Annotated in this window: 19 protein-coding genes; 11 read left to right on the top strand and 8 right to left on the bottom strand. The window is 73.6% G+C overall.

Going from position 1 to position 21,388, the window contains the following annotated elements; translation table 11 throughout:
• Window positions 1–41: 41 nt before the first annotated feature.
• From QQ657_RS22245 to QQ657_RS22230, 4 genes are read right to left on the bottom strand one after another with little or no spacing between them, the layout of a single operon-like run.
• The gene (locus QQ657_RS22245; protein ID WP_284744129.1) at window positions 42–3,017 is read right to left on the bottom strand and encodes a hypothetical protein; all 2,976 of its coding nucleotides are present in this window, start codon (window positions 3,015–3,017) and stop codon (window positions 42–44) included.
• Window position 3,018: 1 nt separating this feature from the next.
• Window positions 3,019–4,029 (bottom strand): hypothetical protein, encoded by a 1,011-nt coding sequence (locus tag QQ657_RS22240; RefSeq protein WP_284744128.1) that lies wholly within the window; start codon window positions 4,027–4,029, stop codon window positions 3,019–3,021.
• Window positions 4,026–5,336: a hypothetical protein gene (locus QQ657_RS22235; RefSeq protein ID WP_284744127.1), complete on the bottom strand. Its 1,311-nt coding sequence runs from the start codon at window positions 5,334–5,336 to the stop codon at window positions 4,026–4,028. Before QQ657_RS22235 ends, QQ657_RS22240 begins: the two co-directional genes overlap by 4 nt.
• 33 nt (window positions 5,337–5,369) lie before the next feature.
• Complete coding sequence (locus QQ657_RS22230; protein ID WP_284744126.1) at window positions 5,370–6,164, bottom strand: GntR family transcriptional regulator; 795 nt, start codon at window positions 6,162–6,164, stop codon at window positions 5,370–5,372.
• An 86-nt stretch (window positions 6,165–6,250) separates the two neighbouring features.
• On the opposite strand from QQ657_RS22230, the gene QQ657_RS22225 reads away from it, so the two are divergent.
• From QQ657_RS22225 to QQ657_RS22215, 3 genes are all read left to right on the top strand, one after another.
• Window positions 6,251–7,120, top strand: a complete 870-nt coding sequence (locus QQ657_RS22225) for a Cgl0159 family (beta/alpha)8-fold protein (protein WP_284744125.1) — start codon at window positions 6,251–6,253, stop codon at window positions 7,118–7,120.
• Between the two features lie 29 nt (window positions 7,121–7,149).
• The gene (locus QQ657_RS22220) at window positions 7,150–8,643 is read left to right on the top strand and encodes a CoA-acylating methylmalonate-semialdehyde dehydrogenase (protein WP_284744124.1); all 1,494 of its coding nucleotides are present in this window, start codon (window positions 7,150–7,152) and stop codon (window positions 8,641–8,643) included.
• A 275-nt stretch (window positions 8,644–8,918) separates the two neighbouring features.
• A complete protein-coding gene (locus QQ657_RS22215) occupies window positions 8,919–9,290 on the top strand; it encodes a hypothetical protein (protein ID WP_284744123.1) in 372 nt (123 codons plus the stop codon).
• On the opposite strand, the gene QQ657_RS22210 is transcribed toward QQ657_RS22215, so the two are convergent.
• Window positions 9,287–9,853, bottom strand: a complete 567-nt coding sequence (locus QQ657_RS22210; protein WP_284744122.1) for a TetR/AcrR family transcriptional regulator — start codon at window positions 9,851–9,853, stop codon at window positions 9,287–9,289. The genes QQ657_RS22215 and QQ657_RS22210 overlap by 4 nt on opposite strands.
• Before the next feature lie 193 nt (window positions 9,854–10,046).
• On the opposite strand from QQ657_RS22210, the gene QQ657_RS22205 reads away from it, so the two are divergent.
• From QQ657_RS22205 to QQ657_RS22190, 4 genes are all read left to right on the top strand, one after another.
• Window positions 10,047–10,499, top strand: coding sequence for a (2Fe-2S)-binding protein (locus tag QQ657_RS22205; RefSeq protein WP_284744121.1), 453 nt, complete (start codon window positions 10,047–10,049; stop codon window positions 10,497–10,499).
• A complete protein-coding gene (locus QQ657_RS22200) occupies window positions 10,486–11,448 on the top strand; it encodes an FAD binding domain-containing protein (protein WP_284744120.1) in 963 nt (320 codons plus the stop codon). Before QQ657_RS22205 ends, QQ657_RS22200 begins: the two co-directional genes overlap by 14 nt.
• Window positions 11,445–13,619, top strand: a complete 2,175-nt coding sequence (locus QQ657_RS22195; RefSeq protein ID WP_284744119.1) for a xanthine dehydrogenase family protein molybdopterin-binding subunit — start codon at window positions 11,445–11,447, stop codon at window positions 13,617–13,619. The genes QQ657_RS22200 and QQ657_RS22195 overlap by 4 nt, the downstream gene beginning before the upstream one ends.
• A 178-nt stretch (window positions 13,620–13,797) precedes the next feature.
• Window positions 13,798–15,228, top strand: coding sequence for a carboxylesterase/lipase family protein (locus QQ657_RS22190; protein ID WP_284744118.1), 1,431 nt, complete (start codon window positions 13,798–13,800; stop codon window positions 15,226–15,228).
• On the opposite strand, the gene QQ657_RS22185 is transcribed toward QQ657_RS22190, so the two are convergent.
• The gene (locus tag QQ657_RS22185; protein ID WP_284744117.1) at window positions 15,222–15,896 is read right to left on the bottom strand and encodes a GbsR/MarR family transcriptional regulator; all 675 of its coding nucleotides are present in this window, start codon (window positions 15,894–15,896) and stop codon (window positions 15,222–15,224) included. The genes QQ657_RS22190 and QQ657_RS22185 overlap by 7 nt on opposite strands.
• Before the next feature lie 109 nt (window positions 15,897–16,005).
• Here QQ657_RS22185 and QQ657_RS22180 point away from each other — a divergent pair, with 109 nt between their 5' ends.
• The 3 genes from QQ657_RS22180 to QQ657_RS22170 all read left to right on the top strand — a co-directional run bounded on the left by QQ657_RS22180 (window position 16,006) and on the right by QQ657_RS22170 (window position 19,745).
• Complete coding sequence (locus QQ657_RS22180; protein ID WP_284744116.1) at window positions 16,006–16,827, top strand: class I SAM-dependent methyltransferase; 822 nt, start codon at window positions 16,006–16,008, stop codon at window positions 16,825–16,827.
• Window positions 16,828–16,943: 116 nt separating this feature from the next.
• Entirely contained in the window at window positions 16,944–18,221 is a 1,278-nt protein-coding gene (locus QQ657_RS22175; protein WP_284744115.1) for a sensor histidine kinase, read from the top strand.
• A 99-nt stretch (window positions 18,222–18,320) separates the two neighbouring features.
• On the top strand, window positions 18,321–19,745 hold the full coding sequence (locus QQ657_RS22170) for an APC family permease (RefSeq protein ID WP_284744114.1): 1,425 nt from the start codon (window positions 18,321–18,323) through the stop codon (window positions 19,743–19,745).
• On the opposite strand, the gene QQ657_RS22165 is transcribed toward QQ657_RS22170, so the two are convergent.
• Entirely contained in the window at window positions 19,742–20,113 is a 372-nt protein-coding gene (locus QQ657_RS22165; protein WP_284744113.1) for a hypothetical protein, read from the bottom strand. The genes QQ657_RS22170 and QQ657_RS22165 overlap by 4 nt on opposite strands.
• A 135-nt stretch (window positions 20,114–20,248) precedes the next feature.
• Here QQ657_RS22165 and QQ657_RS22160 point away from each other — a divergent pair, with 135 nt between their 5' ends.
• Complete coding sequence (locus tag QQ657_RS22160) at window positions 20,249–20,674, top strand: DUF2269 family protein (RefSeq protein WP_284744112.1); 426 nt, start codon at window positions 20,249–20,251, stop codon at window positions 20,672–20,674.
• Here the strand turns inward: QQ657_RS22160 and QQ657_RS22155 are convergent.
• Window positions 20,671–21,348, bottom strand: coding sequence for a GNAT family N-acetyltransferase (locus QQ657_RS22155; RefSeq protein ID WP_284744111.1), 678 nt, complete (start codon window positions 21,346–21,348; stop codon window positions 20,671–20,673). The genes QQ657_RS22160 and QQ657_RS22155 overlap by 4 nt on opposite strands.
• Between the last annotated feature and the right edge of the window lie 40 nt (window positions 21,349–21,388).

The raw sequence follows: 21,388 nt of genomic DNA, 5'->3' as shown, positions 1-21,388 counted from the left end.
TTCGCTGTGTGGTGTGCACACAGCTTCCGGCGGGCCGGCCGCTACCGAACCCAGGTTTGCCCGTCGTCGGAGGCATCGAGGCAGGTCAGCGCCGCCCAGAAGACCGGCGAGCGAGCCGGCTCGGCCCGTTCGCGCCACCGCGCGAGCCGGCTCCGCTGCCACGCGCAGATCTCGGCGACCGGGTCGTCGCCGGCCAGCGCCGTGTCGACGGCGATCACCAGCTCGGCCATCGGGTCCGCGCCCGGCACCGCCGCCGACGTCGGCAGCGCCCACACCGTCGCGGCCACCAGCCGGGCCCCGGCCGCCACAGCCGCGAGCAGCACGCCGAACGGCTCGGCCAGGCCGAAGTCGCTCGCGCTGGCACAGCCGATCAGGGCCACCCGCGCCGGCATCGCGTCCACTTCGGACAGTGCGAGGTCCGCGGCGGTGAAGGGCCGGTGCGCGCCGATCGGCTCGGCCGTGCCGGGCAGCTCGGCCGCACAGGACAGGTGCAGCGCGGTCTGCGCGCCGTGGTCGTCACGGACCCGGCTGACGTGCCCCACGAACACCAGTCGCGAGCAGGGCTCGGCCAGCAGCCGCGCGAGCAGCCGCCGGTCGGTGTCGGTGCGCCGGACCAGGTCGAGGCCTCGCGCGGCGGACGGCCGGACCGGGCCGTCGGCGAGCCGCGCGTCCAGGTGGCGGATCAGCGGCGACGCCGCGTCCTGCTTGCCGAGCACCGAGCCCAGCTCGCCGAACGCGCTCTGGCCGGGGATCCGCGGGTCGAGCAGGTAGACGGGCGGCCCGGGCGGTGCCGGGGGACGGCGCGGGATCCCGATGGGGGCCAGCAGCGAGACGTCGGCGACGTCGAGGACGCGCTCGTCGCTGTCGAAGCACCTGCCTTCCTCGCCCGGGTCGAGCGCGCGGTCCGGGCGCCGGTCGGGCAGCGCGACCAGCCCCCACGGCACCGCGGCGAGGCTCGGCGACGGCTGGACGCGCAGCAGCGGACGCCGTCCTCCGGCGGCGGCCTCCCGCAGGCGCGCGACGAGATCGGCCGGCAGCAGGTTGAGGCCGAGGACCCGGGCCAGCCGTTGTTCGCCGGCGAAGGCGGCCAGAGCCCGTCCGACGGCGTCGGGAACGCTCTCACCTTCGTGCGGCGTCGGGGACGCGGCGTCCAGGTACTCGCGCGCCGTCGCGACGAGGGCGGCGTCGACCGGGTGGGTGTGGACGGTGTCGAGGTCGCCGGCGGTCCGCCAGGTGAGGTAGGTGTGCCCGGCGTCGGCGTACCGCAGGAGGAACGTCTCCCTTTCGGTCACCGGCCAGGTGCACACCGCCGGGGTTTCCGGCCGCGCCGAGCGATACCGCTCGGCGGCGACGTCGAGCCAGCGGTCGAGTTCCATCGGCGAGTCCGGGGACCACCGCAGGGCGGGCGGCGGCGCCAGGCGCAGCGGCAGCGACGACGTGACGGTGCCCAGCGCGGCGAGCGGAAGGCGGTCGCTGGCGGGCGCCACCTCGAGCGCGGGAACCGTCCCGGTCAGTTCGACGGGCGCTGCCCCGCCCCCGGTGTAGGCGCCGACGGCACAGGTGCGTTCGACCAGCTCCGCCGCCAGTCTCGGCTCCCGCAGCCGGGCCAGCACCGCCATCAGCAGTTCGGTCGCCGGCCCCGCGACGTCGCGCGCCCACGCCGTGCGGGCCCGCGGCGACGAGAACTCGAACCGGTAGTCCGCCGCCGCGAGCGCCAGTGGCAACAGCAAGTCGAGCAACGCGCGCAGGTCGTCGCCGCGCGCGTAGCCGATCGTGGCCGCGACGAAGTCCGTGTGCAGGCACTCCAGCCACTCGCCGGACGCGCGCGCCGATTCCCGCGCTCGCGTCGCGTGCTCCTCGGCCGTCGCCCAGTCGCCTTCCGCCGCGGCGCACCGGGCCAGCGCCACGTCGAGCCGGCGCAGACCGGGCCTATCGTCGTGGGCGGTCCGGATCTTGCCCGCGTGCTCGAACTGGTCCCGCGCCTGCCGGACGTCGCCGCCGAGCAGCAGCAACGTCCCCAGCGCGTGACTCGCCTCCGCGACGTCGCCGGTCGCGCCCGCCGCCGCGAGCTCGTCGCGGGCGGCGACGATCGCCGCGACCGCACCCGGGAAGTCGCCGGCCGACGCACGGTCCGCCGCCAGGTCGATGGCGTACTTGGCGGCGTGGTCCGCGGTGAGCCGGACCAGGTCGGCGCGCGCGTCGGCGTCTTGACCGCCCGCGCGGCGAAGGCGGGCGCGTTCGGCCTGGGCCATCGCCCGCAGGGAAGCCACCCGGTCGCCGTCCCCGGCGTCCAGCGCTCCCAGGATCTTCTCGAGCGCGGTCAGCGCCCCGGCCGGGTCGCCGGCGGCCACCTGGACACGCACCTCGAAGATCCGCAGCTCCAGCTCGTCGGTGCCGTGCGGGTCGAGCAGCTCGGGCGGGTACTGCTCCGGGCCGGCCGCCTTCCGCAGGGCCGCCCGGTGCCGCTGTCCCGCGATCAGCTCGCGGGCCCGCGCGAGGTCACCCTCCTCGGTGAACAGGGAGATCAGCACGCGATCGGCCACCTCGCGGGAGCCTTCGATCATCCGCAGCTCGGCGTACTGTCCGAAGTGGACGGCGGCTTTCGCGCTCATCGGAAAGGCGGCCAGGACGGCTTCGGCGCACTGCCGGGCGTTGCGCAGATCGCCTGCGGAGTAGCAAACACCTGCCAGGTCGCTGACGGCGGCGAGTTCGAAGTCGCTCCGGTCGAGCCGCTGCGCGAGCTGCCGCAGCCGACTGTAAGCCCGGTGTGCGCCGGCGATGTCCCGCGCCGCGGCGAGCCTTTTGGCCTCCTGCTGGACTTCGACGGCTTCGCCGAGCAGCCGCTGGTACTCGGCCTCGGTGAGCGAGCACGCGGGAAGTTCGCCGTAGGACGCCGGGTCCAGACCGAAGTGCTCGGCGACGCACCGGCAGTTGTAGCCGTGCGAACTCGCCCCGGTCAGCTCGTCCGGCACCGGCCGATCCGGTGGGTGCAGCGGCGGCGGCATTCCGACGAGCACGTCAGAACTCCCCGTCGGTGGCCGCGCGCTCGGCCAGCGTCCGGGCCTCCGGGGGCAGCGCTTCGCGCGCCCGCACGAGCGAAACCACCTCGGCCCGGTCAGCCTCGGTCGTCCCGCTGACGTCCTCGGCCGTCACGCCGACGATGAGTCCGAAGTGGACGGAAGGCGCGGTGGCCAGGTCGACGGCACCGGCGAACCGCCCGGCACCCAGGTGCAGGGGAACCTCCGCGACCACCTCGCCGTCACGGGTCGCGAAGGCGGACAGCGTCGCGTCGGCGAACGCCCCGGCGACCTCGACCTCGAGCCGGGTGGCCGTGGGCGCCGCGACGACCCGCCAGGTCACGGTGTTCTCCGCGGCGTCGAGGACCCCTGGCGGCACCCGCGCCCAGTCGACGCTCGCCCGTCCCTCGGCCACGACGCCCTCTTCGGACGCGCCGGATCCGGCTCCCGCGGCCAGGGCGTACGCGCGCTGCCCTGGCATCACGGCGGCTGCCAGCCCGGACGCGGCTTCGGCGCGCACGACGTCGTCCTGGTCGTCGAACCAGGCCGACAGCCTCCGGCACCGGTCCCGGACCTCGTCGGCGACCGCCGTCACGGCGAGCCCTTCGACAGCCGCGTCGAACAGTTCCCCCGGCGTGGCTTCGAAACCGTCGAGCATCCCTTCGGCCACGTTCTCGACCGTCGCGGTCGCGACGGCGGCTTCGAGGTCGAGCAGCGCCGGGTCCAGGGCCGGAACCCCGAGCGCCGCGCTCGCGGGCCACCACCGGCGGGCCCACAGCAGCAGCGCGAGGGTGGCCAGCTCGGGCCGGGCGGGGACGTCGACGTGGCCGGACGTGAGGGCGTCGAGAGCGTTCTCGGCGCCGACGAGCCGGGTCAGCCACGGTTCCGCGGCCGCGGCGTCGGTGAGTTCGACCCGCATCGAGCCGGGCACGCCGGCGAGCAGATCGGCCAGGGCGAAGCGGACGAGGCCGCCGTCCGCCGCGACGACGGGGGCGTGCACCGGGTGCGTCACGAGACGGCCTCCAGGTCCGGCAGGCGGGCCACGAGTGCGCGCCGCACCTTCGTCCGCAGGTCCAGCGAGGTCGACCGGACGACGCCGGTGACGAGGTCACGCACGTCCGCGGCGTCGGCGGGGAGGTCACCGCGCACGTCGAAGCCGTGCAGGCGGATCCACAGCCGGCCGAGGAACTGCTTCCCGAACTCCCGCAGCTCGCGCACCAGTTCGGCGTCGGGCCGCGGGGTGAGCGGCGTGGTGCCGGCCAGCGCCCGGCGCGCGTGGAGCACGTACCCCTCGCGCGCGACCTGGGCGTTGAGCTGCCGCGCGAAGGCCGGCGCGGATCCGGGCGCGACGCCGTCGAGCGGCCGGAGGGCGGGTGCGAGGACGACCCCGAGCGCGAAGCAGGTGGCCAGGGCAGGCAGGCCGAGCCCGAACCCCGCCACGACGCGGCGGGCTTCGTCGGCGACGAGGTCGGCGACGTCACCCCGGTCGCCGGCGGGGAGGCGTCGCAGGGTGGCGCGCACCCGCCGTTCGACGCTGCGTTCGAGGAGTTCGGGGCCGGCTTCGTCCTGCCGGCGCAGCGGCGGGACGGCGGTGCGATCCCCGCGCTGCAGACCGAGATCCGGAGCCGGCGAGCCGGAAACAGCTTCGGCGGCCCGGGCCAGCGCGCGGGCGCCTCCGGGCTGACGCAGCGCGAGGCCCAGCGCGTGTCCCGCGGCGGATCCGGCCCGCCACGCGGCATCGGTGAGGGTGTCGACGAACGCGGCGAGCAGCACCACGGCGTCGTCCGGCGCGAGACCGGCGTCGGCGTGCCAGCGGCGGTGCAGCCCGGCGGTCAGGTCCGCGGCCGCCCGGGGATCGGCGAGATACGCGGTCAGCTGCGCGACGCCGGCTTCGTCGCCTTCGCCGTGCAGCTCGCGCAACGCGGACGCGGCGGTCTCCGGCGCTTCCGGTCCCGGCATGCCGAAGCTCGTCGCCAGCTCGTACGCCAAGGGGAAGCAGACGTCCTGGACGTTGCCCGCGGTGATGCGCAGGACCCGGCGCTGCCGCTTCAGGTGCACGAACCACGCGGCAGTGGCCCGCAACCGCGGCGCGTCGGCGAGGAGCAGCCCGGTGAGCTCACTCGCCGCAGCGGGTTCCAGCAGCGGCCGGCCCAGCTTCGGCCGCGCCGCGGTGCGGACCACGAGCGGGTCGATGATCTTCTTGACGGTGCGGGTCAGCGGGCCGCCGTCCGCGGCCGACAGGACCTCTACCCCGGGGATCCGGTGCCACGCCGCCTCGAGCACGGCCGAGCGCAGCCGGGGCTTGCCCGATCCCGTCACCGCCACCCCTCCTCCGAAAGCACCTTACGTGCCTTACTGAGGGCCGTTGGTCAGCGAGAGGTTGAACGCGTAGCGGGACGCGCGGTAGACGTGCCAGCCGTACTCGACCACGCGGCCGGTGTCGTCGTACGTCGTGCGCTGCATGGTCAGCAGGGCCGCACCCGGCTCCTCGTCCAGCGGCTCCGCGTCCTCTTCGGTCGCCAGCCGGGCGCCGATGTGCTGCTCCGCCGCGTGCAGGCGGACCCCGGCCGAGCGCAGCAGCTGGTAGAGGCCCTTGTCTCGCAGTTCCTCGTCCGTCGGGTCGATGACGCCGTCGGGCAGGTAGTTGTTCATCAGGGCGAGTGGCTCGCCGTCGGTCGAGCGGATGCGGGTCAGCCGCCGCACCCGCGTCAGGCCCGGGGCCTCCAGCAGCTCGGCCACCTCGGCGCCGGCGTCCTCCACGCTGTTGGCCAGCACCACCGACTCCGGCTTGCCGCCGAGCCCGGCGAGGTCGTCGAACAGGCTGCTCAGGCGCAGCGGCCGCGCCACCTTGGTCCGGACGACCTGGGTGCCGACACCGCGCCGCCGCACGAGCAGGCCCTGGTTGACCAGCGTCTGGATCGCCTGGCGGACGGTCGGGCGCGACAGCCGCAGGCTCGCCGCCAGGTCCACCTCGTTGCCCAGCCGGGCGCCCGCGGGCAGGCGGCCGTCCTCGATCGCGGCGTGCAGCTGCTGGGAGACCTGGTGGTACAGCGGCTGCGGGCTGCCGGGGTCCAGCACGATCTCCCGGCCGGGATCCCAGGCCGGGTACGTGACGTCCACGCGGGACGGCGGCGGCGGGGTGCTCATCACCGGAAGCCTACCGCCACCCGGCCGGATGACCTTATGTCCATATGTCTTGACAAAGTCTGCCGGACGCTGGCATCGTCGATCGCGTGACGGAAATGGTGCGGCGCATCGTCGCCAAGCGAGTGCACGACCCGGGCGCGGTCGCCGAGGCGGCCGCGAGCCGCGTGCGGGCCAAGTCGCCGTTCAACGACAAGGGCCGCGCGATGATCATCGCCGCGGACCACCCCGCCCGCGGCGCCCTCGCCGTCGGCGGCGACCCCACGGCGATGGCGAACCGGGGCGAACTGCTGGAGCGGCTGTGCCTCGCGCTCGAACGACCCGGCGTCACCGGCGTGCTGGGCACCGCGGACGTCCTCGACGACCTGCTGCTGCTCGGCGTGCTCGACGGCAAGACGGTCATCGGGTCGATGAACCGCACCGGGCTGGCCGGGTCGAGCTTCGAGATCGACGACCGCTTCGCCTGCTACGACGCCGAAGCGATCGAACGGATGCGGTTCGACGGCGGCAAGACCCTCACCCGGATCTGCCTCGACGACCCGGCCACGCCAGGCGTCCTGGAGAACACCGCGAAGGCGGTCAACGAGCTGGCCGACCGCAAGCTCGTCGCGATGGTCGAGCCGTTCCTGTCGGCCTGGACCGACGGACGCCTCAAGAACGACCTCTCCCCCGACGCCGTCATCAAGTCGATCACGATCGCCGCCGGGCTCGGCCGCTCGTCGGCCTACACCTGGCTCAAGCTCCCCGTGGTGGACGAGATGGAGCGCGTACTCGCGTCGTCGACCCTGCCGGCCGTCCTGCTCGGCGGTGAAGTCACCGACCCGGACGCGGCCTTCGCGGCGTGGCAACGCGCGCTCACCCAGCCGACCGTGCAAGGCCTGGTCGTCGGACGCTCGCTGCTCTACCCGCACGACGGCGACGTCGCCAAGGCCGTCGACACTGCGGTGGGACTGTTGTGAACCCCCTCGCGCCACTACCTAGGAGCACCGTGACCACCATCGAACACTGGATCAACGGCACCGCCACGTCCGCCGGCTCGACCCGCACGGCGCCCGTCTACGACCCGGCCACCGGACAGCGGCAGGCGCAGGTCCTGCTCGCCGAAGCGTCCGATGTGGACACCGCGGTCGCGGCCGCGAGCAAGGCTTTCGAAGCGTGGGGTGACTCCTCGCTTTCCCAGCGCACCAAGGTGATGTTCGCCTTCCGCGAGCTGCTCGTGAAACACGAAGACGAGCTTGCCCGGATCATCTCGGGCGAACACGGCAAGGTCGTCGAGGACGCCCGCGGCGAGATCGTGCGCGGCCGCGAAGTCGTCGAGTACGCGTGCGGCATCGCCGACGCGCTCAAAGGCAGCTTCTCCGACCAGGTCTCCCGCGACGTCGACGTGCACGACTTCCGGCAGCCGCTCGGTGTCGTCGCCGGGATCACGCCGTTCAACTTCCCGATCATGGTCCCGCTGTGGATGCACCCGGTGGCGATCGCGACCGGCAACACGTTCGTCCTCAAGCCGAGCGAGCGCGACCCGTCGGCGTCGAACTTCGTCGCGCAGCTCTACGCCGAGGCCGGGCTGCCCGACGGCGTGTTCAACGTGGTGCACGGCGACAAGGTCGCGGTCGACGCGATCCTGGACCACCCGGACATCGCGGCGGTGTCGTTCGTCGGCTCGACCCCGATCGCCAAGTACGTGCACGAACGCGGGACCGCGGCCGGCAAGCGCGTCCAGGCTCTCGGCGGGGCGAAGAACCACGCGGTCGTCCTGCCGGACGCCGATCTGGAGTACGCCGCGAACCAGCTGACCGCCGCCGCGTTCGGCTCGGCCGGGCAGCGGTGCATGGCGATCTCGGTCGGCGTGGCCGTCGGCGCGGCCGGCGACAAGCTGGTCGAGATCCTCGAGCGCAAGGCCCGCGAGATCAAGGTCGGTCCCGGCGGCGACCCGGCCAGCGACATGGGCCCCGTGGTCACCGAGGCCGCCCGCGAGCGCGTGGTGAACGCCGTCGCGCGGGGCGCGGAGCAGGGCGCGTCGGTGGTGGTCGACGGCCGCGGGCTGACGGTCGACGGGTACGAGGAAGGCTTCTTCGTCGGGCCGTCGTTGCTGGACGACGTCACCACGGACATGCAGGCCTATCGGGAGGAGATCTTCGGCCCGGTGCTGGCGATCGTCCGCGCGGAGACCGTGGCCGAGGCGATCGCGATCATCAACGCCAACCCGTACGGCAACGGCACGGCGATCTTCACCGGCAGCGGCGAGGCGGCGCGCAAGTTCCAGCGCGAGGTCAAGGTCGGCATGATCGGCGTCAACGTGCCGATCCCGGTCCCGATGTCCTACTACTCCTTCGGCGGCTGGAAGGACTCCTTGATCGGCGACAGCCCCATCCACGGCCCGGCGGGCGTCAACTTCTACACACGCGCGAAGGTGGTCACGACGCGCTGGCCCCACACGACCACCCCGGCCGCGGCGTTCAACTTCCCGACCTCCAGCTGAACAAGCGTGCGGGGAGGTCGCGTGGGCCACCGGCACCTCGGTGGCCGTGCGAGCCGAACCCGGCGTACCGGGGGCGCCCGGGGCGGCGGATCCTGACGACCGCCGAACAGTTCGGCTTCCAGCCGGCCCAGCGCGTGCGCACACTGCGCGGCTGGTCCTCCCGCGCCGGCTCGTCGCCCGGTGGCCCCCGACACCCCAAAGGCCGCCGCAGTAACCGGAACACCCATCTCCGGTTTCCGGTACGGTGGGTGGCGGCACCGACGAAGGAGGCCACCGTGGGGTACCGAGGCCCGCTCCCGAAGAACACCGTCGACCGCGTCAACACGTGCGTCGGCTCGCTCCGGACGTCTCCGCGCTGGGGACGGCTGGTCCGCCGGCACCTCACGCAGGTCACCTACACGGGACGGCGGTCGGGCCGTTCGTTCAGCACCCCCGTCGGCTACCGGCGGGCCGGTGACGTCGTCACCATCGGCGTCCGGCTGCCCGACGCGAAGAAGTGGTGGCGCAACTTCACCGGCGACGGCGGCCCGCTGTCCCTCGAACTCGACGACACCGAGCGCACCGGCCACGCCGTCGCCCGGCGCGACGAGAAGGGCCGCGTCACCGTCACCGTCCGGCTCGACGAAGCCGAAACCGAAACTGCCTAGCGGGCCATCCCGTGCCAGAGCAGCTCGGCGAGACCCGCCGCGTCGCCGCGCCAGTCGCCGTTCGGGTCGAGCAGGAGCAACCCCGCCAGGCCGCGCAGCACCACCAGCGGGTCGAGGTCCGGTCGCACGGTCCCGGCCGACTCGTTGGCCTTCAGCAACGTCGAGACCGCGCCGACCATCGCTTCGTACGCGCTCGCCGGCAGCTCGCCGCGGGACGCGGTCGCGCGGCGCAGTGCGTCGGCCAGGCCCTTCTTGGTCATCATGTAGTGGGCCAGGTGGTCGGTGACCCACACCCGGAACGCCTCGTCCGCGGCGTGCTTCTCCAGCAGCACCGGCACGATGTCGACGATGTGCCGCACCTCCCGCTGGTACACCGCCAGGATCAGCGCCTCCGGCGTCGGGAAGTGCCGGTACACCGTGCCGACGCCGACCTCGGCCTGCTTCGCGATCGCGTTGAAGGAGACCTCGCCCGTGCGGGCCAGCGATTCCGCGGCGACAGCGAGGATGCGCTCGTGGTTGCGCCGGGTGTCCGCGCGCCGGGGGCTGACCGATCCCGTCGTCATCGTCCTCCCGCTCCTCGTGCCGTCCCGCCGAATCTAACCCAGAGCTGGAGCGGCTCCAGCATGTCCGGTTCGTTGCGAACCGGATTGTAATCCGCTAGCCTCGCGATCGGGTGAAGCGGATGAGTATCCGCTCCCCGTTCGCCGCCACCACCACCGTCAGGTACCCATCCGGACGAGCTGCGGAAAGAGACCAGTGGACATCTCACTCGAAGTCAACGGCAGTACCGAACACCTGGACGTCGATCCCGGTGTGACCCTCCTCGACGCGCTGCGCGAGCGCCTCGACGTCACCGGCCCGAAGAAGGGCTGCGACCGCGGGCAGTGCGGCGCCTGCACCGTGCACGTCGGCGGCCGGCCCGTGCTCTCGTGCCTCACCCTGGCCGCCACCGTCAAGCAGCCGGTCACCACCGTCGAAGGACTGTCCACAGAGGACCGGCTGCACCCGGTGCAGCAGGCGTTCGTCGACCAGGACGCCCTGCAGTGCGGGTTCTGCACCGCCGGGCAGGTCATGTCGGCGGTCGCCGCCGTCGAGCAGGACGTCGAGGACGTGCGGGAGTTCATGTCCGGCAACCTCTGCCGGTGCGCCGCCTACCCGAACATCGTCAAGGCCGTCGAGCAGGCGAGGCGGGCCGATGCGTCCCTTTGAGCTGACCGCCCCCACCACCGTCGACGACGCGCTCGCGACGCCCGGCACGTTCCTGGCCGGCGGGACGACGCTGGTCGACCTCATGAAGCTCGACGTCCTCACGCCCGAGCACGTCCTGGACATCAACCAGGTCCCGCTGCACGGCATCGACACGAGCGACGGCCTGCGCTTCGGCGCGCTGGAGCGGATGAGCGCCATCGCCGCGCACCCGCAGGTCTACCCCGCGATCTCGCGCGCGCTGCTGCTGAGCGCGTCGCAGCAGATCCGGAACATGGCCAGCATCGGCGGGAACCTGCTGCAGCGCACGCGCTGCTCGTACTTCCGCGACGTCGCCATGCCGTGCAACAAGCGCGAGCCCGGCAGCGGCTGCTCCGCGCTCGACGGCGCCAACCGCATGCACGCGATCCTCGGCACCAGCGACTCGTGCGTCGCCACGCACGCCAGTGACGTCGCCGTCGCCCTCGTCGCACTCGACGCGCGCCTGCAGCTGGCGAACGCCGAAGGCACCCGCGAAGTCGCCCTGCGCGACTTCTACCAGCTGCCCGGCGACACCCCGGCGCTGGAGAACGACCTGCGCCCCGGCGAGCTGATCACCGAGGTGGTCGTCCCGCGGCTCGACTGGGCCACGAACTCGACCTACGTCAAGGTGCGCGACCGGCAGTCCTACGAGTTCGCGCTGTGCTCCGCCGCCGTCGCCCTCGACGTGCGCGACGGGAAGATCGCCGACGCGCGGGTCGCGGCCGGCGGCGTCGGGACGGTGCCGTGGCACCTGCCCGCCGTCGAGGACGCCCTGCGCGGCGCCCCGGCGACCCAGGCTTCCTTCGAGGCCGCCGCGGCCGTGGCCGCCGACGGCGCGCGCCCGTTGTCCGACAACGGATTCAAGGCGTCACTGCTGAAGCGGACGATCGTCCGCGCCCTGCTCGAACTGACCGAGGGGAGCTCCCGATGATCACCCGGCTCGACGCGCCGCTGAAGGTCACCGGCGAGGCCAAGTACGGCGCCGACCACTCCTTCTCCGGCATGGTCTACGGCTACATCGTCCTCAGCACGATCGCCCACGGCGAGATCGAAGCCATGGACGCCACCGTGGCCAAGAGCGCGCCCGGCGTGCTCGAGGTGTACACGCCGTTCGACTCGCTGGCGTTGCGCTCGCCGAGCCTGCCGGTGTTCGGCGAGACGTGGGTTCCGTTGCAGGACAAGGAAGTCACCTACTACGGCCAGCCGGTCGCCTTCGTGGTCGCGGAGACGTTCGAGCAGGCCCGGGACGCGGCGGCCCTCGTCGAGGTCGCCTACCGCGAGCGGCCCGCCCTGACCTCGCTCGCCGAGGGTCTCGACACGGCCGAAGTCGCGCCGCCGGGCTTCGACGGCTCTCCCCCGGAAATCGAGGTGCTCGAAGACGGCGTCGAATCCATCGAAGCCGCCCTGGCCGCGAGCCCGGTGGTCGTCGAGGCGACCTACACGACCGCGGCGCAGAACCACGCCGCGATGGAGCCGCACTCCGCGGTCGCGGTGTGGGACGACGGCAAGCTGACCGTCTACAGCGGGAACCAGGCGTCCAACATGCAGGCGGCGGAGCTGGCCATCGCGCTCGACCTGGCGCCGGACGCCGTCCACGCGATCAACCCGTTCGTCGGCGGCGCGTTCGGTGGCAAGGGGCGGACCTCCACGCCGGCGTTCCTGGCCGCGGCGGCGGCCCGGGCCCTCGGCCGGCCGGTGAAGGCCGCGCTCACCCGCGAGCAGGTCTTCACCGCCACCGCCGGCCGGGCCTCGACGGTCCAGAAGCTCGCGCTCGGCGCCGAGCCGGACGGCACCCTGGTCGCCCTGCGCCACGACTCGTGGTGCCACACGGACGTCGGCCGGTCGTTCGTCGAACCGACGTCGCACGGCACCTCGCGCGAGTGGTACGCCACGAAGAACCTGTCGATCACGCAGAAGATCGTGCCGCTGAACCTCCCGCCGACGACGTTCATGCGGGCCCCCGGCGAGGCGCCCGGCTCGTTCGCGCTGGAGAGCGCGATCGACGAGCTCGCCGTGAAGCTGGGCATGGACCCGATCGAGCTGCGCGTCCGCAACAACTCGACCGCCCCGCCCGGGCACGACCTGCAGTGGTCGAGCAAGCACCTCGACGAGTGCTTCCGCATCGGCGCGGACCGGTTCGGCTGGGCGCCCCGCCCGGCGGGCACGCGCACCGACGGCGACTGGCTCGTCGGCGTGGGCGTGGCCACCGCGGTGTTCCCCGCCCTGCGGTTCCCGGCCACGGTCGGCATCACCCTGCGGGCGGACGAAACCGCTGTCGTCGCGACGAGCGGCGCGGACCCCGGCACCGGCCTGCTCACCGTGCTCTCCCTGGTGGGCGCCGAGTCGCTGGACATCCCCGCCGACCGGATCGTGCCGCGGCTCGGCGATTCGACCCTGCCGCCCGGCGGCATGTCCGGCGGCTCGACGGCGACGGCGAGCGCGGGCACGGCGATCATGCTGGCCGCCACCAAGGCGATCGACGAACTGGTCGCCCTGGCGGCCGACCCGGGCGCGCCGTTCGCAGGCGCCGAAGTCACCTACGCCGATGGCCGCGTCTTCGCCGACGGGCAGTCCATGACGTTCGGTGAGCTGCTGCGAGCCGTGGGACGCGAATCGCTCGAGGTGACCGGCACGTCGGCGCCCGGCGAGGAGATGACCAAGCACTCGTTCGCCTCGTGGGGCGCCCAGTTCGTCGAGGTCCGCGTGCACAAGTGGACGCGCGAGGCGCGCGTGTCACGGATGCTCGGCGTGTTCGACGCGGGCCGGATCATCAACGACAAGGCGGCCCGCAGCCAGATCATGGGCGGCATGATCTGGGGCGTCTCGGCGGCTTTGCACGAGGGCCTGGAGATCGAGGCGAACGGCCGGCTCGCGAACGGCGACTTCGCGAGCTACCTGCTCCCGGTGAACGCCGACATCCCGGAGGTCGACGTCCAGTTCGTCGAGTACCCGGACACCCTGCACAACGCGGTCGGTGCGCGGGGGCTCGGCGAGATCGGCACGGTCGGCATGGCCGCGGCGATCGCCAACGCCGTGCACAACGCCACCGGCATCCGGGTCCGGCACATCCCGATCACCATCGAAGATCTGCTCGAAGACTGACGCCGGGGGCGGGACACGCGCGTGTCCCGCCCTCGCGTTCGTCCACCTGGCGCAACGAGCACGGCGCCGTTATCCATCCGCGACAACTCCCGCGACGGTTCGCCCATGACGGCACCCCGTCCCCGGTCCTAGGCTGACGGGCGCTCGCCCCCGATCTTCCTCGAAGGGACCCCCCGGCATGACCGACCCCGTCGTCCCCACCACGTCCGGCGCGGTCCGCGGTCAAGTCACCGCCGCCGGCTTCGCGCTGTTCCGCGGCATCCCGTACGCCGCCGCGCCCGAGGGCGACCTGCGCTTCGCCGAACCCGTCCCGGCCCCGCCGTGGGAGGACGTCCGCGACGCGAGCAGACCCGGGCCGACCGCACCGCAACGCCGGCACGACGTGCCCGGGCTCGACCTCTCCCCCCTGACCGGCACCGGCTGGCGGCCGGGCCCGGAGTACCTCACGGTCGACGTCTGGACCCCGCAGCTCGGTGCGGCCGGCCTGCCCGTGCTCGTGTTCGTGCACGGCGGCGCGTTCCTCGGCGGCACCGGGTCGGCACCGGGCTACGACGGCACTTCGTTCTCGCACGCCGGCGCGGTGCTCGTGACCGTCCAGTACCGCCTCGGCGTCGACGGCTTCCTGCCGCTGGAGGGCGGCACCACCAACCTCGGGCTGCGCGACCAGCTCGCGGCGCTGCGGTGGGTCCAGGAGAACATCGACGGCTTCGGCGGCGACCCCGGCAACGTCACCTTCTTCGGCGCCGCCTCCGGCGCGGTCAGCGTCGCCTGCCTCCTCGGCTCCCCGCTCTCGCAAGGCCTGTTCCACCGGGCCATCGTCCAGAGTGGACACCCGGACATGGTGCGCGACGGCGTCCAGTCCCGCCGCCTCGCCCGGGTGATCGCCGACGAGCTGAAGGCCGAACCGACCGCCGAGGCGTTCCGGAAGGTCTCGACCGAGCAGCTGCTCGACGCGCAGGACGCCGTCCTGCGGCCCGGTGGTGCCCCCGACCTGCGCGACGCGCTCGGCTACGACCGCGGGTACGGGCTCAGCCCGTTCCTCCCGATGGTCGGCGACGACGTCCTGCCGCAGCACCCGGCCAAAGCGATCCGCGCGGGCGCGGGCCGCGACGTCGACCTGGTCGTCGGCAGCTGCAGCGAGGAAATGCGGCTCTACCTGGTCCCCAACGGCGCGCTCGACGCGGTCACCGACGACCAGGCCGTGGCGTCGCTGGCGGTGTCGCACCCCGACCCGGCCGGCGTGCTCCACCGGTACGGCCTGGGCTCGGACCGCTCGGCGGGCGAGGTCCTCGTCGCGGCGCTGACCGACCTGGTCTTCCGCGACGGCGTGCGCGACCTGGCCGAGCACCACGGCGGCCGGACCTTCCGCTACGAGTTCGAGTGGGGTTCCCCGCTGCTCGAAGGCAGCCTGGGCGCGTGCCACGGGCTCGAGCTGCCGTTCGTTTTCGACGCACTGGGACCGCTGTCCGGGCCGCGGGGCCTGCTGGGCGAGCACCCGCCGCGGGAGCTGGCCCGCGACCTGAACGGTGCCTGGTACCGCTTCGCCGCCACCGGCGAGCCCGGCTGGGAGGAGTACGCGGGCGAGGACACGGTGTTCCACACCTACTGAGCGGTGAACACCTCGCGCCAGTGTTCGGCGGCCCGGGCGAGATCGCGGCCCACGTGGTCGAAGTACCGGCCCATCGCGTCCAGCCGGGCGCCCGCCGGGGTGCCGTCGAGCAGGTCCGCGCCCTCGCGCGCGGCGTTCGCCCAGGTGGTACAGACCTCGACTTCCCGGGTGGAAGCGCGGTACCAGGCGTCGTCGTCGACGACGTAGCGCTCACGACGGCCCGCGGCGGCCCGGTCGCGCCGGACCAGCTCGAGCCGTTCGAGGTAGGCGACGGCCTTCGACACCGACGCCGGGCTGACCCGCAGGCGGCGGACGAGCTCGGCGGCGGACAGGCCGCCGTCCTCGCTGGTGAGCAGGCAGGCGAGCACGCGGGCGGGCATCCGCGCGAGCCCGGTCGCGACCATCATGGCGGTGAACCGGTCTTCGAACGCGCCGATCGCGTCGCCGGGACCGGGTGCCGGCGGATCGAGCCGGCGAGCCCGGTTCCGCGTGGCCACGTCGGCGGCGGCGGGCCGGTAGCCGCTCGGGCCGCCGTTGCGCGCGATCTCGCGGGTGACAGTCGACGTCGGGCGCGCCAGCCGGCGCGCGATCTCGGCGTATCCGAGACCCGCGGCCAGTCCCTCGGCGATGCTCTCCCGATCGGTGAGCGTGAGCCGGCTGCCGGGCATGGCGTCCTCCTTTGCACTCGCCGCAATCATTGCAACGATCTTCGAAAACAGCACCTCAAAACGGTGAAACGCGTTGACCGAGTTGGAAACGCAACATAGCGTCCGAAGCATGGGAACCACGCTCCCGGCCTTCACGCCGGTCGAGAAGAGCCTCTACCTCACCCTGGGCGGCCGGGCGCTCGACAGCCGCTCGCCCCACCCGGTGCTGAACGACCCGACGGCCGAGGCGATCGCCGCGAAGATCGGCTACGACCCCGCGACGACCAGCGTCGTGACGAGCCAGGTCCGCGACATCGCGCTGCGGGCCAAGAAGCTCGACGAGGTGGTCCGGCGGTTCGTCGGACAGCACCCCGACGCCGTCGTGCTGGACCTCGGCGCGGGGCTCGACGACCGCTGCTCCCGCGTGCGGCCGCCGTCCACGGTGGACTGGTACGACGTGGACCTGCCCGGGGTCACGGCCGTCCGGCGCGAAGTCGTCGCGCCGCGGGCCAACGTCCACGCGCTCGCCGCCGACCTCACCGACCCGGAGTGGCTCGCCGGCGTCCCGGCGGACCGGCCCGCGGTGATCGTCGCCGACGGGCTGGTGGCGTTCCTCGGCGAAGCCGACTTCGCCGCTCTGCTGAAGCGGCTGACGAGTCACTTCCCCGCCGGAGAAGTGGCTTTCAACGGCTACACCCGCTTCCACCTGTGGGCGATCAAGCACTACCGCGGCACCGGGTCCATCGCGGGCGTCGTGCGGCACCCCGGCTTCGACGACCCGCGCGAGCCCGAGCGGTGGGACCCCGACCTGACGCTCGTCGAGGAAATCCTCCTCGCCCGCGCGCCGGAGGTCGCCGGGTATCCGGCCGCGATCCGGTGGTTCACGCGGCTCGCGGCGCTGAGCACCGCCGTCTCCCGGCGCGGCACGACCGTGCTCCGCTACCGCTTCTGACCGGAGCAACCCCCTTGCTCCCCGGCCGGACCCCTACCCCGGGGGGCGGTTGACGACGCCCCGCCCCGCTGCCAGGCTCAATCCGCCCGGACGGCCGGACGAAATGGGGACCACCGATGCCCGAGGCGGGCTCCGCCGCACCGCCGCGCACGCTCGTTCGCACGCTGCTGCGCAGCGGCACACCCGCGGAGCCGGCCGAGCCTCCCGACGAGCACAGCGATCTCGCCGCCGTCGGGGACGCGACGCTCGCCCGCGCCGCGCGCTACTGGGTCGTCGTGCCGCTGGCCTACCGGATCGCGGCGTTCGTCAAGGTGTTCATCGGGTTCGCCGCGGCCAATGGCCGGGTCGGGCTCGGGCCGGTACTGGCCGCCACGGTGTTCGCCGTCGCCGCCAACACCGGCGCGGTGGCCTGGGTGCTGCGCGCGGGCGGGCTGCGGGCCCGCGTCACCGGCCGCGCCCTGGCGCTGGACCTGGCCGTCGGGGTGGCACTCAACTTCGCCGTCGCCGCGACGGCCCCGCCGTCGGTGCAGCCGTTCGCCGTCGACGTGTCCTGGACCTGGCTGGTCGGCGCGGTCGCCATGTGGGCGGGGACGTCCGGGCTGCCCTCGGCGCTGTGGCTGGTGGTGGCGGCCGCCCCGCTGCGGGCGGCGCTCACCCTGGCCGGCGGCCTCCCCCTGACCGACCAGCTCTCCGTCACGCGGTCGATCGGCTGCATGGTCGCGCTGGCGGTGGCGATCGTGCTCGCCGCCGGCATCCTCATCCTGCTCGGCGCCGGTACCCGGTTCGCGGTGGACATCGGGATCCGGCGCGGGCGCGAGGCCGAGCGCCGCCGCACGCGGCGCATCATGCACGACAGCGTCCTGCAGACGCTGGAAGCGCTCGCCATCTCGGCCCCGGGCGACGACGCGCACGCCGTGAGCCGGCTGTCCGAAGTGCGTTCGGTGGCGAAGGCGGAGGCGGCCGAGATCCGCCGCCGGATCACCGAGCCGATCCCGAACGGGACGAGGCGCGGGTTCGCGGTCGAGCTGGCCGACGTCGCGACCGAGATGGCCCGCGACGGCCTGCGCACCCAGCTCGTGGCGGCGGACTTCGCCGACGACGACAAGCTGTCCCAGGACCGCCGCACGGCGATGTGCGACGCGGTGCGGGAAGCGTTGCGCAACACGGTGAAGCACTCCGGGACGAAGCAGGTCGTGCTGCGCGTGGAGGAGCGCGACGGCGGGATCGCGGTGGTGGCGCGCGACCAGGGTCAGGGCTTCGACGTCAACGACCGGCCACCGGGCTTCGGCATCACCCAGTCGATCCTCGCCCGCCTGGCCGAAGTGGGCGGCCACGGCACGGTGGACTCCCAGCCGGGCCGCGGCACCCGCGTGACGATGTGGGTGCCGAGCTGACCCAGCGCCCCGGGACAACCGGCCTGCGCTGCCGCACAAGACCGTGGGGGCATCCGGGGCGCACCATGCCCGGACAAGCCACCGCGGGAGGAGAATCCCATGTCCGACGCACTGCGCCGCGACGCGCTGGGCACGCCGGGTGTCGTCTTCCTCGTGCTGGCCGCCGTCGCGCCGCTCACCGGCATCGTCGTCATCGCCGCCTTGGGCATCGCGCTCGGGAACGGCGGGGGCATGCCCGGCGCGTTCCTGCTCGCCGCCGTGATCCTGGTGCTCTTCGGCGTCGGCTACGCGCAGATGAGCAGGGTCGTCACCGGCGCCGGCGGGTTCTACGTCTACGTCACCAAGGGCCTCGGCCGCCCGCTCGGCCTGGTCGCGGCGCTGATCGCGCTGCTGGGCTACAACTGCTTCGTCGCCGGCGCGGTCGGGACGAGCGGGTTCTTCACCGCGAACGTCGTCGAGCAGGTCTTCGGGTGGCACACGCCGTGGCAGCTGTGGAGCCTCCTGTCCGCCGCCGCGGTGTTCGCGCTCGGCCGGCGCGGGGTCGACGTCAGCGCGAAGGTGCTCGGGGTCTCGCTGGTCCTGGAGGTGTCGATCCTGCTCGTCCTCGACGTCGCGGTCGCCGTCCGGACCGGCCTGGACGTCCACGCCTTCGCGCCGGGCGTGGTCTTCTCCGGCTCGGTCGGGGTCGCGTTCCTGTTCGCCTTCAACGCTTTCGTCGGCTTCGAGGCCACCGGGCTGTTCAGCGAAGAGGCACGGGACCCGCACCGGACGATCTCCCGCGCGACCTACACGGCGATCGTGCTCATCGGCGTCTTCGCCGCGTTCACGACGTGGGCGGTCGTCAGCGCGACGAGCGTCGCCGAGGCCGGGAAGACCGCCCAGGACCACCTCGCGACCGGGGACCTGGTCTTCTCGATCAGCCGGACGTACCTGGGCTCGTTCCTCACCGACGTGATGATGCTGCTGCTGGTCGTCAGCCTGTTCGCGGCGTTGCTCGCGCTGCACAACTCGGCGACGCGCTACCTGTTCGCGCTCGGCCGGGCCCGGGTGCTGCCCGCGGTCCTCGCCCGGACGAACGCGGGCAACGGCGCGCCGTACGTCGCCAGCGGCACGCAGATCGGGGTGGCGACGCTCATCGCGGCGGGGTACGCGCTGGCCGGGCTGGACCCGCTCGCCGACCTCACCGCCAGCATGACCGGCATCGGGACGCTCGGAGTGATCGCCCTGCAGGCCCTGGCCGGGGTCGCCGTCGTCGCGTTCTTCCGCCGGCGGCGCGACCCCCGGATCTGGCGCACGGCGGTGGCGCCCGGCCTCGGCGGGCTCGGCCTGATCGCCGTGACGACGTTGGCGTTCCTCAACTTCCCCACCCTCGCCGGGTCCGACGCGCCGGCGATCGCGCTGCTGCCGTGGCTGCTGGCCGTGGCGGTGGCCGGTGGGCTCGGGCTCGCGGTGTGGCTGCGGCGGCGCCGGCCGGAGGTCTACGCGGGCCTGGACGAACTCGGGCTCGAAACCGTTCCCGGCTAGAACAGCCAGGCCGCGCGCCGGGCGGCGCGCTCGGCGGCCAGGCTCGCGCGGCAGGCCACGGTCAGCCGGGTGGTGGCGGCGCTGCCGCCGTGGCCGCAGCGCGGGCAGGTCATCGAGACGGCCAGCGACAGCTCGTCGACGGCGACGCACAACTCGGTCCGGCAGCCGCGGCACCAGCGGTGCCGGGTGACCGGGCTGACGTGTGCCGGCGACGCGACGCACTGGTGGATCCACCGGCCGTGCACGTGGCAGGTCAGGCGGTCGTCGGGGGCCAGCAGGCCGATGTCCTCGGCGTCGTCTTCGGTGGCGAGCAGGACCGGCAGGCTGCGGATCCGGGCCGGGGTGGCGGTGCGAGTCGAGGCGGTCATCGTGGTCCCCTTTCTCCACTGGTGCGTCGAATCGGGGACGCCGGAATCGACATCCGGACACCGCTGGCCGGAACTCGGCGGTTCTTGGCATTCCAGCCACTGCCGGGCCCGCGCGAAGATCGATAACTTCGGTGCGTGTCGAAAATCCTGCTCTCGGTCCACGTCCTGGCGGCGATCCTCGCCGTCGGCCCGGTCGCCGTCGCGGCCAGCATGTTCCCCGCCACCGTCCGGAAGGGCGATCTCAAGATCGCGAAGACGCTGCACCGGATCTGCCGCGTGTACGCCTACGCCGCCATCGCGGTGCCGGTGTTCGGTTTCGGCGTCGCGGGCACGATGCACGTCATGGGCGACCCGTGGCTGCTCGTGTCCATCGGGCTGACCGCCGTCGCGGCGGCGGTGCTCGCGGTGCTGGTGCTGCCGCGGCAACGACGGCTGCTGGCCGAGGAGCCCACTTCGGCCAAGCTGGGCAGGCTCGCCATGGTCACGGGGGTGTTCAACCTGCTGTGGGCCGCGGTGACGGTCCTGATGATCGTGCGGCCGGGCTCCTCGACCGGCGCCTAACCGGGCACGCGGACGGCGACGAAGTCCGGCCGCTGCCGCAGGACGAAGCCGAGCGAGAGGTACAGGCGGATCGCGGAGGTGTTGCTCGCGGCCGCGTGCATCATCGGCGTCTCGCCGCGCTCGCGGATGCCCGCCGCCACGGCGTGCACGAGCCGCGTCGCGAGGCCCTGCCCGCGGTACGCCGGGTCCGTGCACACCGCGCTGATCTCGGTGTAGCCGGGCGGGTGCAGCCGCTCGCCGGCCATCGCGACCAGCGCGCCGTTCCGCCGGATCCCCAGGTACGTGCCGAGCTCGACGGTCCGCTTCCGGAACGGCCCGGGCTTCGTCCGCTCCACGAGGTCCAGCATCTCCGGCACGTCCGAGAGCCCCAGCCGCACGGCTTCCGGGTCCGGCGCGGCCGCGACGCTCTCGTCCACGAGCTGGACGCCGGGCAGCGCGTCGAGCACTTCCCAGCCGGCCGGCGGCCGGGCGGCGGTGGCCGCGAGCACCACGACGGCTCCCGGTCCGCCGAGCCCGGCGACGTCGAGCCAGTCCTGCTCGCCGGGATCGTCGGGAAGGCCGAGGAACGGAGCGATGTCCTCGGGGTAGCGCACCACGCGCCCACGGCGTTCCGCGAAGCGGGCGTGCGGGCCGGTCAGCGACGCCCAAGTCGGGTTGTCGAGCGGAGAAGACATACCGCCAGGATGCGCAAAACAGCCGGCCGCCCGGCGGCGC

The sequence above is a fragment of the Amycolatopsis ponsaeliensis genome (assembly GCF_030182635.1).
Classification (GTDB): Bacteria; Actinomycetota; Actinomycetes; order Mycobacteriales; family Pseudonocardiaceae; genus Amycolatopsis; species Amycolatopsis ponsaeliensis.
This window is presented reverse-complemented; position numbering and strand designations above follow the sequence as displayed.

Coding starts and splice junctions, on each gene's coding strand:
- QQ657_RS22230 (WP_284744126.1), bottom strand. CDS start 6,164: ATGAGCACCCCGCCGCCGCCGTCCCGCGTGGACGTCACGTACCCGGCC.
- QQ657_RS22210 (WP_284744122.1), bottom strand. CDS start 9,853: ATGACGACGGGATCGGTCAGCCCCCGGCGCGCGGACACCCGGCGCAAC.
- QQ657_RS22200 (WP_284744120.1), top strand. CDS start 10,486: ATGCGTCCCTTTGAGCTGACCGCCCCCACCACCGTCGACGACGCGCTC.
- QQ657_RS22195 (WP_284744119.1), top strand. CDS start 11,445: ATGATCACCCGGCTCGACGCGCCGCTGAAGGTCACCGGCGAGGCCAAG.
- QQ657_RS22190 (WP_284744118.1), top strand. CDS start 13,798: ATGACCGACCCCGTCGTCCCCACCACGTCCGGCGCGGTCCGCGGTCAA.
- QQ657_RS22185 (WP_284744117.1), bottom strand. CDS start 15,896: ATGCCCGGCAGCCGGCTCACGCTCACCGATCGGGAGAGCATCGCCGAG.
- QQ657_RS22180 (WP_284744116.1), top strand. CDS start 16,006: ATGGGAACCACGCTCCCGGCCTTCACGCCGGTCGAGAAGAGCCTCTAC.
- QQ657_RS22175 (WP_284744115.1), top strand. CDS start 16,944: ATGCCCGAGGCGGGCTCCGCCGCACCGCCGCGCACGCTCGTTCGCACG.
- QQ657_RS22170 (WP_284744114.1), top strand. CDS start 18,321: ATGTCCGACGCACTGCGCCGCGACGCGCTGGGCACGCCGGGTGTCGTC.
- QQ657_RS22165 (WP_284744113.1), bottom strand. CDS start 20,113: ATGACCGCCTCGACTCGCACCGCCACCCCGGCCCGGATCCGCAGCCTG.
- QQ657_RS22155 (WP_284744111.1), bottom strand. CDS start 21,348: ATGTCTTCTCCGCTCGACAACCCGACTTGGGCGTCGCTGACCGGCCCG.